The 16,072-nt window shown below is 67.6% G+C and carries 12 protein-coding genes; all 12 read left to right on the top strand.

Going from position 1 to position 16,072, the window contains the following annotated elements; genetic code table 11:
- Positions 1-99: 99 nt before the first annotated feature.
- The 12 genes from ABEA07_RS24755 to lpdA all read left to right on the top strand — a co-directional run bounded on the left by ABEA07_RS24755 (position 100) and on the right by lpdA (position 16,068).
- A complete protein-coding gene (locus ABEA07_RS24755) occupies positions 100-1,386 on the top strand; it encodes a citrate synthase (RefSeq protein WP_345541216.1) in 1,287 nt (428 codons plus the stop codon).
- A 158-nt stretch (positions 1,387-1,544) separates the two neighbouring features.
- On the top strand, positions 1,545-2,699 hold the full coding sequence (locus tag ABEA07_RS24750; RefSeq protein ID WP_345541215.1) for an acyl-CoA dehydrogenase family protein: 1,155 nt from the start codon (positions 1,545-1,547) through the stop codon (positions 2,697-2,699).
- A 12-nt stretch (positions 2,700-2,711) separates the two neighbouring features.
- Positions 2,712-3,779: a mandelate racemase/muconate lactonizing enzyme family protein gene (locus tag ABEA07_RS24745; RefSeq protein WP_345541214.1), complete on the top strand. Its 1,068-nt coding sequence runs from the start codon at positions 2,712-2,714 to the stop codon at positions 3,777-3,779.
- Between the two features lie 60 nt (positions 3,780-3,839).
- Positions 3,840-4,814 carry a tripartite tricarboxylate transporter substrate binding protein gene (locus ABEA07_RS24740; protein ID WP_345541212.1) on the top strand — a complete coding sequence of 325 codons (975 nt, stop codon included), beginning with the start codon at positions 3,840-3,842 and terminating at the stop codon, positions 4,812-4,814.
- Positions 4,815-4,834: 20 nt separating this feature from the next.
- Complete coding sequence (locus tag ABEA07_RS24735; protein WP_345541210.1) at positions 4,835-5,665, top strand: p-hydroxycinnamoyl CoA hydratase/lyase; 831 nt, start codon at positions 4,835-4,837, stop codon at positions 5,663-5,665.
- Complete coding sequence (locus ABEA07_RS24730; protein WP_345541208.1) at positions 5,662-6,117, top strand: MaoC/PaaZ C-terminal domain-containing protein; 456 nt, start codon at positions 5,662-5,664, stop codon at positions 6,115-6,117. Before ABEA07_RS24735 ends, ABEA07_RS24730 begins: the two co-directional genes overlap by 4 nt.
- Positions 6,118-6,143: 26 nt before the next feature.
- Positions 6,144-6,509, top strand: a complete 366-nt coding sequence (locus ABEA07_RS24725; protein ID WP_345541207.1) for a tripartite tricarboxylate transporter substrate-binding protein — start codon at positions 6,144-6,146, stop codon at positions 6,507-6,509.
- 4 nt (positions 6,510-6,513) lie between these two features.
- Positions 6,514-8,073, top strand: a complete 1,560-nt coding sequence (locus ABEA07_RS24720; RefSeq protein WP_345541206.1) for a class I adenylate-forming enzyme family protein — start codon at positions 6,514-6,516, stop codon at positions 8,071-8,073.
- A gap of 237 nt (positions 8,074-8,310) precedes the next feature.
- The gene (locus ABEA07_RS24715) at positions 8,311-10,224 is read left to right on the top strand and encodes a propionate--CoA ligase (protein WP_345541205.1); all 1,914 of its coding nucleotides are present in this window, start codon (positions 8,311-8,313) and stop codon (positions 10,222-10,224) included.
- Between the two features lie 196 nt (positions 10,225-10,420).
- Positions 10,421-13,300 carry a 2-oxoglutarate dehydrogenase E1 component gene (locus ABEA07_RS24710; RefSeq protein ID WP_345541204.1) on the top strand — a complete coding sequence of 960 codons (2,880 nt, stop codon included), beginning with the start codon at positions 10,421-10,423 and terminating at the stop codon, positions 13,298-13,300.
- A gap of 43 nt (positions 13,301-13,343) precedes the next feature.
- Positions 13,344-14,621 carry a 2-oxoglutarate dehydrogenase complex dihydrolipoyllysine-residue succinyltransferase gene (gene odhB, locus ABEA07_RS24705; protein ID WP_345541202.1) on the top strand — a complete coding sequence of 426 codons (1,278 nt, stop codon included), beginning with the start codon at positions 13,344-13,346 and terminating at the stop codon, positions 14,619-14,621.
- A gap of 10 nt (positions 14,622-14,631) precedes the next feature.
- Positions 14,632-16,068: a dihydrolipoyl dehydrogenase gene (lpdA, locus tag ABEA07_RS24700; protein ID WP_345541200.1), complete on the top strand. Its 1,437-nt coding sequence runs from the start codon at positions 14,632-14,634 to the stop codon at positions 16,066-16,068.
- The last annotated feature ends 4 nt before the right edge of the window (positions 16,069-16,072 follow it).

The raw sequence follows: 16,072 nt of genomic DNA, 5'->3' as shown, positions 1-16,072 counted from the left end.
GTCGTGTGGGGAAGAAACAAGGGGATCGATTGCGGTTGGCGGTCAGCTTAGTCCGTTGTCTATAATGGATCAAGATTGATTATCGAGTGCATATACGAAATGAACACCACCGCCCGCACCGCCTCGCCCAAGGAGCCGCCTTCGGACTACCTCTCCGCCAAGGAAGCCGCGCGCATGTTGGGGGTGAAGATTCCCTCGCTGTATTCGTACGTCAGCCGCGGCGTGATCCGCTCGGTCATGCAGCCCGGCACGCGGGCGCGTCTGTACTACCGCGAGGATGTCGAGAGCGCGGGCAAACGCATGGGCGGGCGCGCCGGCATTCCCGACACGGTGGAGACGGCCGTGCGCTGGGGCCAGCCCATGCTGGCCTCGTCCGTCACCGAGCTGACAGATGGCGGGCCGCGCTACCGCGGGCGCGACGCGATCGAGATGGCGCGCCGCGGCCGCAGTTTCGAGTCGGTGAGCGAGCTGCTGTGGAGCGGGCTGGACTTTCCCGCGCTGCCGTGCTGGTCGCACCCCGAACCACCGTCCGAGGTGTTCCGCCGAGTGGAGGTGGCGTGCAAAGACGCGGGCGGGCTGACCAGCGGCCGGCTCATGGTGCTGACCAACGTGATGGTGGCGTTGTCGATGCCCGAGAAGCCCGATTTCGAGCGCGGCACCACGATGGCCGACGCCGCCAGCCTGATCTGCCTGTACGCCTCGGCGATGGGGCTGCTCGGGCCTGCGAAGCGCATTGTGCGGCCGGTGAGCGGGCGGCCGGTGGCCGAGCTGCTCGCCGCTGCGCTGCTGCCTGGCAAGTCGAGCGAGGAGGCGGTGCAGGCGATCAACGCAGCTCTCGTTGTGTGCGCGGATCACGAGCTTTCGCCCTCGACGCTTGCCGCGCGCGTGGCCGCCTCCACTGGCGCTGAACTGCGCGCGTGCCTGCACGCGGCCATCGCCACGCATTCGGGCATCCGCCTGGGCGGCGGCTGCGACCGCGCGGAGCAGCTGCTGGCCGCTGCGCGCAACCCGGAGGACCTGCGGCGTTCCATCGGCACGCTGGAGAGTGCGGGGAGGCAGGTGCCGGGCTTCAACCTGATCGCCTATCCCAAGGGCGATCCCCGCGCGCGTTTCCTGCTGGAGCTCGCGTCGCAACTGCCGGGCGCGGCGAAAACGTCCTACGGGCGGCTGGAGCCGCTGCTGAAGGAAGCGGAGACCTCCTTCGACCTCAAGCCAAGCATCGAGGTGGGGCTGATCGGGCTGGCAATGGCGCTGAAGCTGCCGCCACGTGGCGCCTCCGCGCTCTGGACCATCGGCCGTTGCGCGGGCTGGACGGCGCACGTCGTCGAGCAGCGGCTGGCGGGCTTCATGCTGCGGCCGCGCGCCAAGTACGTGCCGCCGGCATGAACACCCCGCGCTGCCTGATCGAAATCGAAGCCGACTCCAGCGTCGATCAGTCGATCAGTCGATTAGTGGAAAACCCTGATTATCGATTTTGAAAATCAATCTTTATCGATGTTGATCGGCCTTCTAAACTGCCTTCATTCCGACACGAGGCAGACGAGATGCAACCCGAACTCAACGACGAGCAGCGACTGATCCGCGAAACGGTGGCAGGCATCGCTCGAGAGCGGTTCGCCGCGGGCGCTGCGCAGGCCGACCGCCTGCGCGAGCCTCCGGTCCACAACTTGAGGATGCTGGCCGAACATGGTTTCCTCGGCCTCTCCATTCCTGCGGAATACGGCGGCGCCGGTCTCGGGCTCACCGAGGTCGTGCTGGTGATCGAGGAGACCGCCCGGGTATGCCCGAACACCGCGATCCTGCTGAGTTGCACCGATGGTGCGACCCCGCGCGTGATCCAGCACATCGGCACCGAGGCGCAGAAGCGCAAGTACCTGCCGCGCTTTGCCAAGGGCGAACTGCTCGCCGCATGGAGCATGTCCGAGGCCGATGCTGGCTCCGACCTGGCCAGCCTGCGGACCAAGGCCGTGCCGAGTTCCGAGGGCTACGTGGTCAACGGCAGCAAGATGTGGTGCTCCGCCGCGCAGGTGGCCGACCTTTTCCTGGTGCTGGTGCGCGTGGGCGATGCGCCCGGGCTCGGAGGCATCGGCGGCATCCTGGTGGAACGCGGCACGCCGGGCTTCACCATCGGCAAGCACCTGGACCTGATCGGTCTGCGCGGTACGGGCATGGCGGAGCTCGTGTTCGAGGACTGCGTGGTCCCGCGCGAGAACCTCATCGTGCCCGCCGGCGGCATGAAGGACCTGCTGGCCGTGTTCGACGCCGACCGCATCGCGGGCAATCCGCCGATCGCCCTCGGGCTGGCTACCGAAGCCCTCGCGCGCAGCGCCCAGTACCTCAAGGAGCGCCGCCAATTCGGCAAGCTGCTCGGCGATTTCCAGGGGCTTCAGTGGAAGCTCGCGGACATGGCGATCCAGCTGGAGGCCGGGCGCTCGCTGCTTTACCAGGCCGCGCGCCGCGTCGACGCGGGCACGGCGCACATGATGGACGCGTCCATCGCGAAGACCTTCATCAACGAGATGGCGATCCGCGTGACGGACGAGGCGATCCAGCTGCATGGCGCCTATGGCCTGTCCGAGGAGTTCGGCCTCGAGCGTCTGTACCGCGACGCGCGCGGTCTCGCGATCGGCTACGGCACGACACAGATCCATCGCAACATGGTCGCGCGCGAGGTGCTGAACGGCACCTGGTTCGGGTGAGAGGGATCTCCGATGAAATTCGATCGCATCTCGCTGCACACCTACAGCCTGCCCTACCGGCAGAGGGTAACCTGGAGCGACACCGTGGAAGCCGAAGCGAACTACGTGCTGCTGCGCATCGCCGACGACGAAGGACGCGTCGGCTATGCGGAGGCAACGGCCAAGCCCACCTGGTCCGGCTACACGACCCGCGCGCTCGTCGCCACGCTGCAGGAAGTCTTCCTCCCACTGCTGGTGCAGGCGCAGGGCGATTCGCCGGAGCAGCTCGCGCGCAAGCTGCAACTGATCCCCGGCCACCACCAGGCGCGGGGCATGGTGGAAAGCGCGCTGTGGATGCTGGCGCACCCGGGCGCCGGCGCCGGCCTGCAGGTCCCGGTCTCCTGCACGCTGACGCGCCAGGCGCCCGGCGCCGTCGCCGAACAGGCCTGCATGCTGCGCGAGACGCTCGGGGTCGACTGCTTCAAGCTCAAGGGCGGACAGGGCGTCGAGGCCGACGTGGAGGTGGTGCGCGCCGTGCGCCGCGCCCTTCCGCATGCGTTCGTCTACGTGGACGCCAATTCCGCGTACGCGCCGGCCCAGCTCACTGCTTATTCGGCGGCCTTGGCCGATGCCGGCGCAGCGTTCCTCGAAGACCCGTGTGCGTTCACGCCTTCGGGCTTCGGGGCGAAGGCGCAGCAGTCGCACCTGCCGCTGCTGGTGGACCTGGCTGCCACCGATGCGGGGCTGGCCGCCCACTATGCGGCGCAGGGCGCGTTCGCCGTCAGCGGCAAGCCCGGCCGCTACGGCATTCCCGAGACCTTGCGCGTGACGAACGCCGCGCGCGAGACAGGCAAGGGCGTGTGCATCGGCCTCTTCGGCGAAAGCGACCTCGGGAGTCTGCTGAACCTGCAGGTCTACGCGGCCTTGCCGCTGGACAGCGTCATCGCGCCTGCGGAACTCAGTTTTTTCGTCGGCCTGCGCGAGTACGTGCTGCGCAAGCCTCCGGCCATCGTCGATGGAGCGCTGCGCCTGCTCGACTGCGCACTGGACGACGAGGCCATCGATTTCGGGCGCATGCAGGCCCATGCGATCTCGCGCTAGTCCGTGCGGCCACCTGCCATCTGCCACCTGCCGCTTGCCAACGACATCCGGAGTTCCACCATGACCAACCGCCGCCGATTCATGCTCGCGCTCGCCGCCTCCGCGCTGGCGCGTACAGCGCCCGCCTTGGCCGAGACATTTCCGAACGGACCCATCAAGCTCGTCGTGCCTTTCCCCGCAGGCGGCACCGCCGACTTCGTCGCGCGCCTGGCCGGTGACCGGCTCTCGGCGCAGCTGAAGGTGCCGGTCGTGATCGACAACCGCGTCGGCGCGAACGGCAACATCGCCACCGAAGCCGTGGCGCGCGCGCCCGCGGACGGCCAGACGCTGCTGCTGGGCAGCACCCCCAACCTGACGATCAACCCCGCGCTGTACAAGAAGGTCAACTTCGGCACCCTGAAGGACTTCGCGCCGATCACGATGCTGGCGCAGGCGCCCAACGTGCTGGTCGTCCACCCGTCGCTGGGCGTGAACAGCGTCGCCGAGCTGATCGCAGCGGCCAAGGCCAGGCCCGGCAAGATACTGTTCGCCTCCGGCGGCAACGGCTCGACCGGCCACCTGGCCGGCGAGATGCTCCAGCACGCCGCCGGCATCCAGCTCACGCACGTGCCTTACCGCGGCGGTCCGCAGGCCGTCACCGACCTGATCGGCGGGCAGGTGCAGATGCTGTTCTTCACCGTGCCGACGGTGATGCCGCACGTCAGGGCCGGCAAGCTGAAGGCGCTCGCCGTTTCGAGCCTGCGGCGCAGTCCGGTGCTGCCCGACCTTCCCACGGTCGCCGAGTCGGGCATCCCCGGCTTCGATGCGACCCCCTGGTTCGGCCTGCTCGCGCCGGCCGGCACGCCGCGCGCGGTGATCGATCGCATCAGCCTCGAAATCGCCAAGGCATGGGGCGACGAGGACATCAAGGCCAAGCTCGCCGGGCAGGGCGCCGAGCCCTGGACCACCACGCCGGAGCAGTTCACCGCGCAGCTCAAGGCCGACCTGGTGCGTTGGCCCGAGGCCGTCAAGCGCTCCGGCGCCACCGTCGATTGAAATCACCCGAGGACTTTCCCATGGACTACGAAACCATCCTGCTGGACGTCGAGGACGGCGTCGCGACGATCACCCTCAACCGGCCGCACAAGAAGAACTGCATGAACCCGCGCATGCACGACGAAATGACGCACCTGCTGGAGGCGCTGCGCTACGACGACAGCGTGCGCGTGCTCGTGTTCACCGGCGCGGGCGACTCCTTCTGCGCCGGCATGGACATCAAGGAGTTCTTCGTCGCGCTCAAGGACAAGCCGCACGCCTACGACCGCGTGGAGCGCGTCGCCTCGGAGTGGCGCGGGCGCACCTTGCGCTTCTATCCCAAGCCGACCATCGCGATGGTCAACGGCTGGTGCTTCGGTGGCGGCTTTGCCAACGTGGAAGGCTGCGACCTGGCGTTCGCCGCGGACGATGCGCAGTTCGGCCTGTCCGAGATCAACTTCCGCATGCTGCCCGGCGGTGCCGTCGCCAAGTCCATGGCCAACCTCATGCGGCCGCGCGACGCGATGCTCTACGCGCTCACCGGCCGCAATTTCGACGGCCGTAAGGCCGCGGAGATCGGCCTCGTGAATGCGTCCTTCCCGCGCGAATCGCTGCGTGCCGAAACGATGCAGGTCGCCCGCGAGATCGCGGCCAAGGACGCCTGGGCGCTCAAGGGTGCCAAGGAGAGCTACCGCTACGCCCTCGAAATGAGCTGGGACGCTTCCATCAGCTACGTCAACGCGAAGGGATGGGAGCTGGAGAAGGTGCAGAACACCACCTGGATCGGCGGTGCGGCCGACGACTTCGTCGCGGGCAAGTATCGGCCCGGCCTCGAAGGCCACGAGACGCTGCGGGACGAGGGGCAGCCGTGAGCGCGCCGCTGGGCTGGGCCGACCTGCAGGTCGGCCAGGCGTGGCGCAGCGGGGGCCGGACGTTGACCGAGACGGAGCTGTCGCTCTTCGCGATGCTCACCGGCGACCGCCATCCGATCCATGTCGATGCCGAGTACAGCCGCTCGGCCCGTTTCGGGCAACGGCTTTTCCACGGGACTTTCGGGATCGCGATCGCCGTGGCGATGGCGACCGAACTGCCACAGCTGCGCGAACCCGTGGTGGCCGCCACCGGCGTCGACGGCTGGCGCTTCCTCGCGCCGCTCTTCATCGGCGACACGGTGCACGTGGAGGTAGAGCTCACCGGCCTGGGCGTGCCCCAGGGCGGGAAGGTCGGCGTGCTGGAGCGCCGCATCCGACTGGTCAAGCAGGACGGCGCCGTCGCCCAGCAGGGCACCAGCGGCCTCATGGTCACGCTCGCCGCCGCGGCCTAGTTTTTCAGCGAACAGGAGATTTTGAGATGGCAAAGCTTTGCCCGTTCATCGCGCGCCTGCCGGTGGCAGCGCTCGGCGTCTTCATGGCGCTGCCCTCGCACGCGCAGCCCGCGTGGCCGACGCAGCCCGTCAAGCTCGTGGTGCTCAAGGCCACGCAGGGCAAGTGCAACGACGGCTCCTTCGGCCGCGGCAGCAGCGCGCACCTCGCGGCCGAAGCCTGGCGTGCCGGCACCGGCACCGACATCAGGCACATCCCCTGTAAGGGCGTAGCCGAGATCATTCCCGCGCTGATCGGTGGCGACATCCAGGTGCTCTTCGCGTCACAGGCGGCTGCGCTGCCGCACATCAAGGCCGGCAAGCTCGTGGCCGACGCAGGCCTCAAGCCGGAGTGAAGCCATGGAGACGACACTGGCCGCACTGATCGAGCGCAACGCGCGTCTTCATGGGGGAAGGCTGGCCGTGGTCAGCAACGGGCGGCGCTACACCCACCTGGAACACGCGCGACGCATCTGGAAGCTGGCGCGCGTTCTCGGCGCGTTGGGACTCGCGCGCGGTGACCGCGTGGCGATCCTCTCGCAGAACCGTAGCGAAATCCTCGAGGCTTTCGGCGCCGCCGAGTGCGCAGGCATGATCTCGACGCCCTTCAACTGGCGCCTGTCGGTCCAGGAGCTGGTCAGGGTCGCGCTCGACTGCAGGCCGTCGGTGCTGTTCTTCGACGGCGGCAATGCCGAGACGGCGCGCGAGCTCGCCGCGGTGCTGCCCGGGCTTGCGCTCGTGACCTTCGACGCCGCTGTGAACGGCGCGGTCGAGTACGAAGCGCTGCTCGCCGGCGCGGAGTCGGACGCGCCACCGGTCGCGCCACCTGGGCCGGACGACATCGCCAACATCATCTACACCAGCGGCACGACAGGCGTTCCCAAGGGCGTGCAGTGGAGCCACGGTGCGCTGATGCACGCGGCGGGAACCATTGCCTGCCAGGCCGGAGAACGGCCGACGGATCGGCTGGCGGTGGTCATGCCCCTGTTTCACATCGGCGCGCGAATCGAATGGCTGGCGCTGCAGGCCATGGGCGGCTCGGTCATCGTGCTGCCTTCCTTCACGCCCGAGTCCTTCTTCGAGACGGTGGCGTCTGAGCGCGTGACCATGGCGCACCTGGCGCCGGTCATGGTGAACATGCTGGTCGACCATCCGGCGCGTGAGCGGCACGACCTGTCGAGCATGCGCGACATCCACTACGGCTCGGCCCCGGTGCCTGAAGCCAACCTGCGGCGCGCCGTGGCCGCGTTCGGTCCCATCTTCACGCAGCTGTACGGCATGACCGAGCACATCATCTCCTCGATGCTGCTGCCCTACCAGCAGGAGCTCGAAGGCGACGAGGTCGCGAGGCGCCGCCTGCGTTCGGCGGGGCAGCCGTATCCGGGCGTGGGTATCCGCATCCTCGACGACCGGGGCGAAGACGCGGCTCCCGGTGCGATCGGCGAGGTCGCGGTGCGGTCGGCCTCGATGATGAGCGGCTACTTCGGCAACCCGCAGGCCACCGCCGACGCGATCCGCGGCGGCTGGCTGCTCACGGGCGACCTCGGCAGCGTCGACGAGGACGGCTTCCTCTACATCGTGGACCGCAAGAAGGACATGGTGATCTCCGGCGGCGAGAACATCTACTGCCGCGAGGTAGAGGAGACGCTGCTGCTGCACCCGGCCATCCACGATGCCGCAGTGATCGGCGTGCCCGACGCCAAGTGGGGCGAAGCCGTCAAGGCCTTCGTGATCCTGCAGGACGGCGCGCAGCTGTCGCAGAGCGAGGTCATCGCCCACTGCCGCCTGCACATGGCCTCTTACAAGCGGCCGCAGTCGGTCGACTTCGTGGCGCAGTTGCCGCGGCTGCCGCACGGCAAGGTCGACAAGAAGGCGCTGCGTGCGCCGTACTGGTCCGGCGCGGGGCGCAACGTCGGCTGAGCGCTCCTTCTTCCGTCTTGGAACGCACGACGGACTCCTTCGGCGACGCGAGCGCGGCACGGTAGCGAACGCCCTCGGGTAGCTTCAGCTCGACCGTCTCCTTGCGCCCGGGTCCGCAGGCCTCTATTCGCTCGCACCGCACCGCCGCTTCGAGTTCTGTCAGCAAACTGCAAGGCAGAGCCTCATAATTATGAATTCAGTTTCGGCCAGCCGGGTCCCGGCACAGGAGACGAGCCCATGAGTTATGCCGCCTTTTATCGCCACTCCATCGAATCGCCGGAGGCCTTCTGGGCCGAGCAGGCCAAGCTGATCGATTGGCAGACGCCGCCGCGGCAGATCCTCGACGATAGCCGGCCGCCGTTCGCGCGCTGGTTCGTCGGCGGCACCACCAACCTGTGCCACAACGCGGTGGATCGCCACCTGGCCGAGCGGGCCGACCAGCCCGCCCTGATTGCCGTCTCCACCGAGACCGGGACCGAGCGCACGTACAGCTTCCGCGAGCTGCAAGGGCAGGTGCAGCGCGTCGCGGCCACTCTGGTTTCGCTGGGGGTGGGGAAGGGCGATCGCGTGCTGATCTACATGCCCATGATTGCCGAGGCCGCCTTCACCATGCTGGCCTGCGCGCGGCTAGGCGCGATCCATTGCGTGGTCTTCGGCGGGTTTGCGAGCGGTTCGCTGGCCTCGCGCATCGAGGACGCCACGCCCAAGGTGGTCGTCAGTGCCGATGCCGGTTCGCGCGGCGGCAAGGTGATCGCGTACAAGCCGCTGCTGGACGAGGCCCTTCGCCTGTCGGCCCACAAGCCCGATGCGGTGCTGCTGTTCGATCGCGGCCTGGCGCCGATGGATCTCACCGAAGGGCGCGACCACCTCGCGGCGCCCCTGCTCGAGAAGCACCGGGACGCGCAGGTCCCCTGCACCTGGCTGGACGCGACCGACATCAGCTACACCATCTACACCAGCGGCACCACGGGCCGGCCCAAGGGTGTCCAGCGCGACGTCGGCGGGTATGCGGTGGCGCTGGCGGCCAGCATGAAGCACATCTTCGACGGCCATGCCGGCGAGACCTACTTCTCCACCAGCGACATCGGCTGGGTCGTCGGCCACAGCTACATCGTCTATGGCCCGCTGATCGCCGGCATGGCGACGATCATGTACGAGGGCCTGCCCACGCAGGGACTGGACCGGCAGCCCGACGGCGGCATCTGGTGGCAACTCGTCGAGAAGTACAAGGTCACCGTGATGTTCAGCGCCCCGACCGCGGTGCGCGTGCTCAAGAAGCAGGACCCGGCGCTGCTGAAGAAATACGACCTCTCCAGCCTGCGCGCGCTATTCCTGGCGGGCGAACCGCTGGACGAGCCCACCGCGCGCTGGATCAGCGAGGGCCTGCGCGTGCCCATCATCGACAACTACTGGCAGACCGAATCGGGCTGGCCCATCCTCACGGTGGCCAACGGCGTGGAGCCCACGCCGAGTCGCTTCGGCAGCCCCGGCGTTCCGATGTACGGCTACAAGGTCAAGATCCTGAACGAGTCGACCGGCGAGGAACTGACCGGCCCCAACGAGAAGGGCGTGGTGGTGATCGAGGGGCCGACGCCGCCGGGCTTCATGCAGACGGTGTGGAAGGACGACGAGCGCTTCGTCAACACCTATTGGAAGAGTGTGCGGGGCAAGATGGTTTACTCCACCTTCGACTGGGGCATCCGCGACGCCGACGGCTACTACTACATCCTCGGTCGCACCGACGACGTCATCAACGTGGCCGGCCACCGCCTGGGCACGCGCGAGATCGAGGAAAGCATCTCCGGCCATGCCAAGGTGGCCGAGGTCGCGGTCGTGGGCGTGGCCGACAACCTCAAGGGGCAGGTGGCGATGGCCTTCGTGGTGCCGCGCGATGGCGCGGTACTGGGCGATGCCCAGGCCGCCCTGGTGCTGGAAGGCGAGGTCATGAAGCAGGTGTCCGACCAGCTCGGTGCGCTGGCGCGACCCTCGCGGGTGCATTTCGTGAGCGTGCTGCCCAAGACGCGCAGCGGCAAGCTGCTGCGCCGGGCCATCCAGGCCGTGTGCGAGGGGCGCGATCCGGGCGACCTGACCACCATCGAAGACCCCTCGGCGCTGCAGCAGATCCGGCAGTCGGTCGACGTTTCCAGGTAGGCGCCGGGCCTTCTTTCAATTCATCGAGCAAGGGCTTGTGGCGGCGCGCGGCGTCGCCCCCTATCGACCGTGGCACAATCGCGCGGTACTCGGGCCCTTCCCAGCCACAGTCGCATCCGCCAACCGGTTCAGCCGTGTCGCGGAAGGTTTCTTAACCAGCTAATGCTTCCCCCAGGGGAGCGAAGGTCAGCGCAACATGAGCGATTCGACGTCCTCCGCGTCCATCTATCACGCCTACCAAGGCAACACCTACCTCTTCGGCGGCAACGCGCCCTATGTCGAAGAGATGTACGAGAACTATCTCGCCAACCCCGGCAGCGTCCCCGACAACTGGCGCGCCTACTTCGACGCGCTGCAGCACGTGCCGGCCACCGACGGCAGCACCACGCGTGACGTCCCGCACCAGCCGGTCATCAACGCCTTCGCCGAGCGCGCCAAGCTGGGCACCATGCGCGCGGCGCCGTCCAGCGACGCCGACTCCGAGCTCGGCCGCCAGCGCACTGCGGTCCAGCAGCTGATCGCCGCCTACCGCAACGTCGGTGCCCGCTGGGCCGACCTCGACCCGCTCAAGCGCACCGAGCGTCCCGCCATCCCCGAGCTGGAGCCTTCCTTCTACGGCTTCAGCGACGGCGACCTGGAGACGGTGTTCAACACGAGCAACACCTTCTTCGGCCGCGACACGATGTCGCTGCGCGACCTGCTCAACGCACTGCGCGAAACCTACTGCGGCACCATCGGCGCCGAGTACATGTACATGACCGACCAGGGCCAGAAGCGCTGGTGGCAGCAGAAGCTCGAGAGCGCCCGTACCAATCCCAAGCTCTCGACCGAGCAGAAGAAGCACGTGCTCGAACGCCTGACGGCGGCAGAGGGCCTGGAGCGCTTCCTCCACACCAAGTACGTCGGCCAGAAGCGCTTCTCGCTGGAAGGCGGCGAGAGCTTCATCGTCTCCATGGACGAGCTGATCAACCTGGCCGGCACCAAGGGCGTGCAGGAGATCGTGATCGGCATGGCTCACCGCGGCCGCCTGAACGTGCTGGTCAATTCTCTGGGCAAGATGCCGGCCGACCTGTTCGCCGAGTTCGACCACACGGCGCCGGAAGACCTGCCCAGCGGTGACGTCAAGTACCACCAGGGCTTCAGCTCCGATGTCTCCACCCCCGGCGGCCCGGTGCACCTGAGCCTGGCTTTCAACCCTTCGCACCTGGAGATCGTGAACCCGGTGGTCGAAGGCTCGGTGCGCGCCCGCATGGACCGCCGCGCCGATCCTCAAGGCAAGCAGGTGCTGCCCGTGATCGTCCACGGCGACGCCGCCTTCGCCGGCCAGGGCGTGGTGATGGAGACGCTGGCGCTGGCCGAGACCCGTGGCTACTCCACCGGCGGCACGGTGCACATCGTCATCAACAACCAGATCGGCTTCACCACCAGCGACCCGCGCGACAGCCGCTCGACGCTCTACTGCACCGACATCGTCAAGATGATCGAGGCGCCGGTGCTGCACGTGAACGGCGACGATCCCGAAGCCGTGGTGCTGGCGACCCAGCTCGCCCTGGAGTTCCGCATGGAATTCCAGAAGGACGTGGTGGTCGACATCGTCTGCTTCCGCAAGCTGGGCCACAACGAGCAGGACACCCCCTCGCTGACCCAGCCGCTGATGTACAAGAAGATCAGCGCCCACCCCGGCACCCGCAAGCTCTATGCCGACAAGCTGGCCACGCAGGGCCTGGGCGACACCCTCGGCGACGACCTGGTGAAGGCGCAGCGCGCCGCCTTCGACGCCGGCAAGAACACGGTCAACCCGGTGCTGACCAACTTCAAGAGCAAGTACGCGGTCGACTGGAGCCCCTTCCTCAACAAGAAGTGGACCGACGCCGGCGATACGGCCATTCCGCTGGCCGAGTGGAAGCGCCTGGCCGAGCGCATCACCAAGGCGCCCGAGAACTTCACCGTGCACCCGCTGGTGAAGAAGGTGCTGGACGACCGTGCCGCCATGGGCCGCGGCGAGATCAACGTCGATTGGGGCATGGGTGAGCACATGGCCTTCGCCTCGCTGGTGGCCAGCGGCTACCCGGTGCGCCTGTCGGGCGAGGACAGCGGCCGCGGCACCTTCACCCACCGCCACGCCGTGCTGCACGACCAGAACCGGGAGAAGTTCGACGAGGGCACTTACGTCCCGCTTCAGAACGTCGCCGAGAACCAGGCGCCCTTCGTCGTCATCGACTCCATCCTGTCCGAAGAAGCGGTGCTGGCCTTCGAATACGGCTACGCCTCCAACGACCCGAACACGCTCGTGATCTGGGAAGCGCAGTTCGGCGACTTCGCCAACGGCGCGCAGGTGGTGATCGACCAGTTCATCGCCTCGGGCGAGGTGAAGTGGGGCCGCGTCAACGGCATCACGCTGATGCTGCCGCACGGCTACGAAGGGCAGGGCCCCGAGCACAGCTCGGCGCGCCTGGAGCGCTTCATGCAGCTGTCGGCCGATACCAACATCCAGATCGTGCAGCCGACCACGGCCAGCCAGATCTTCCACGTGCTGCGCCGCCAGATGGTGCGCAACCTGCGCAAGCCGCTGGTCATCATGACGCCGAAGTCGCTGCTGCGGAACAAGGACGCGACCTCGCCGCTGTCCGAGTTCACCAAGGGCAGCTTCCAGACCGTCATTCCCGACAGCAAGGACCTCAAGGCCGAGAAGGTCAAGCGCGTGATCGCCTGCTCGGGCAAGGTCTACTACGACCTGGCGAAGAAGCGCGAGGAGAAGGGCAGCGACGACGTGGCGATCATCCGCGTCGAGCAGCTCTACCCCTTCCCCCACAAGGCCTTCGGCGCCGAACTCAAGAAGTACCCCAACCTCGTCGACGTGGTGTGGTGCCAGGACGAGCCGCAGAACCAGGGCGCCTGGTTCTTCGTGCAGCACAACATCCACGAAAACCTGCAGGAAGGCCAGAAGCTCGGCTACGCGGGCCGCGCCGCCTCGGCGTCGCCGGCGGTCGGCTACTCGCACCTGCACCAGGAACAGCAGAAGGCGCTGGTGGATGCCGCCTTCGCCAAGCTCAAAGGCTTCGTGCTGACCAAGTAAGAACATCCAAGCCTGCGAAGAAACACGAAGCGGAATATCCAAAATGTCTATCGTTGAAGTCAAAGTCCCCCAGTTGTCCGAGTCCGTGGCCGAAGCCACGATGCTGCAGTGGAAGAAGAAGGCCGGCGAAGCGGTCGCCGTCGATGAGATCCTGATCGAGATCGAGACCGACAAGGTCGTGCTGGAAGTGCCGGCGCCCTCGGCCGGCGTGCTGACCGAGATCGTTGCCGCCGACGGCGCCACGGTCGTGGCCGACCAGGTCATCGCGAAGATCGACACCGAGGCCAAGGCCGGCGCAGCCGCGCCTGCCGCGGCCCCGGCAGCGCCTGCAGCCGCCCCGGCAGCGGCACCGGCCGCCGCCACTGCCGCTGCCGCTGCCACGGGAGGCGCCAAGTCCGACGTCGCCATGCCGGCCGCTGCCAAGCTGCTGGCCGACAACAAGCTCAGCACCGCCGACGTCGGCGGCACCGGCAGGGACGGCCGCGTCACCAAGGGTGACGTGCTGGCGGCGGTCGCCGGTGGCGCCACCGCGAAGGCGGCGCCCGCGGCCATCCCGACCGGCGTGCCGAAGACGGCTCTGCCGCAGGTTGCCTCGCCGGCCGCCGCGCCGGACCTCGGCGACCGCCCGGAAGAGCGCGTGCCGATGAGCCGCCTGCGCGCCCGCATCGCGGAACGCCTGCTGCAGTCGCAGTCCACCAACGCCATCCTGACCACCTTCAACGAGGTCAACATGGCCCCGGTGATGGAGATGCGCAAGCGCTTCCAGGAGAAGTTCGAGAAGGAACATGGCGTCAAGATCGGCTTCATGAGCTTCTTCGTGAAGGCCGCGGTGCACGCCCTCAAGAAGTACCCGGTGCTCAACGCCTCGGTGGACGGCAACGACATCGTCTACCACGGCTACTTCGACATCGGCATCGCGGTGGGCTCGCCGCGCGGCCTGGTGGTGCCGATCCTGCGCAATGCCGACCAGATGAGCTTCGCCGACATCGAAAAGAAGATCGCCGAGTACGGCCAGAAGGCCCGCGACGGCAAGCTGGGCATCGAAGAGATGACCGGCGGCACCTTCTCCATCTCGAACGGCGGCGTGTTCGGCTCGATGCTGTCCACGCCCATCATCAACCCGCCGCAGTCGGCGATCCTCGGGGTGCATGCCACCAAGGACCGCGCGGTGGTGGAGAACGGCCAGATCGTGGTCCGGCCGATGAATTACCTCGCCATGTCCTACGACCACCGCATCATCGATGGCCGCGAGGCCGTGCTGGGCCTGGTCGCGATGAAGGAAGCGCTGGAAGATCCCGCCCGTCTCCTGTTCGACATCTGAGGAGGAACGGATGTCCAACAAGCAATTCGACGTCGTCGTCATCGGTGGCGGCCCCGGCGGCTACATCGCGGCGATCCGCGCGGCTCAGCTCGGCTTCAACGTCGCCTGCATCGACGAGTGGAAGAACGCCAAGGGCGGCCCGGCCCTGGGCGGCACCTGCACGAACGTGGGCTGCATTCCCTCCAAGGCACTGCTGCAATCCTCGGAGCATTTCGAGCACGCGTCCAAGCACTTCGCCGACCACGGCATCCAGGTCGAGGGCCTGGGCCTGGACCTGGCCAAGATGGTCGGCCGCAAGGATGCGGTGGTGAAGCAGAACAACGACGGCATCACCTACCTGTTCAAGAAGAACAAGGTCACGTCCTTTCACGGCCGCGGCTCCTTCGTGAAGGCCGGCGGCGTCGGCTACGAGATCAAGGTCGCGGGCGCGGCCGGGGCCGAAGAGACCATCGAAGGCAAGCACATCATCGTCGCCACCGGCTCCAATGCGCGCGCGCTGCCGGGCGCGGCCTTCGACGAAGAGTTCATCCTCTCGAACGATGGCGCGCTGCGCATCCCCGGCGTGCCGAAGAAGCTGGGCCTGATCGGCTCGGGCGTGATCGGCCTCGAAATGGGCTCGGTCTGGCGCCGCCTCGGTGCCGAGGTCACGGTGCTCGAAGCGCTGCCCACCTTCCTGGGCGCGGTGGACGAGCAGATCGCCAAGGAAGCGCAGAAGGCTTTCGTCAAGCAGGGCCTGAAGATCGAGCTGGGCGTGAAGGTCGGCGAGGTCAAGACCAGCAAGAAGGGCGTGAGCGTGGCCTGGACCAACGCCAAGGGCGAAGCCCAGACGCTGGAGGTCGACAAGCTCATCGTGTCGATCGGCCGCGTTCCCAACACCATCGGCCTGAACACCGAGGCGGTGGGCCTCAAGCTGGACGAGCGCGGCGCCATCGTGGTGGACGACGAGTGCAAGACCAGCCTGCCCAACGTGTGGGCCATCGGCGACGTGGTGCGCGGCCCGATGCTGGCCCACAAGGCCGAAGAAGAGGGTGTGGCGGTGGCCGAGCGCATCGCGGGTCAGCACGGGCACGTGAACTTCAACACCATCCCGTGGGTGATCTACACCTCGCCCGAGATCGCCTGGGTCGGCCAGACCGAGCAGCAGCTCAAGGCCGAGGGGCGTGCCTACAAGGCCGGCACCTTCCCCTTCCTGGCGAACGGGCGCGCCCGTGCGCTGGGCGACACCACCGGCATGGTCAAGTTCCTCGCCGATGCGGCCACGGACGAGATTCTCGGCGTGCACATCGTCGGCCCGATGGCCAGCGAGCTGATTTCCGAGGCCGTGGTGGCGATGGAGTTCAAGGCCAGCGCCGAGGACATCGCGCGCATCTGCCATGCGCATCCCTCGCTCTCGGAAGCAACGAAGGAGGCGGCGCTGGCGGTGGACAAGCGCACGCTGAACTTCTGACACC

The organism is Variovorax defluvii (assembly GCF_039541515.1).
GTDB classification, from domain to species: Bacteria; Pseudomonadota; Gammaproteobacteria; order Burkholderiales; family Burkholderiaceae_C; genus Variovorax; species Variovorax defluvii.
The sequence above is the reverse complement of the archived record's forward strand: the minus strand, read 5'-3'. Positions and strand labels throughout refer to the sequence as shown.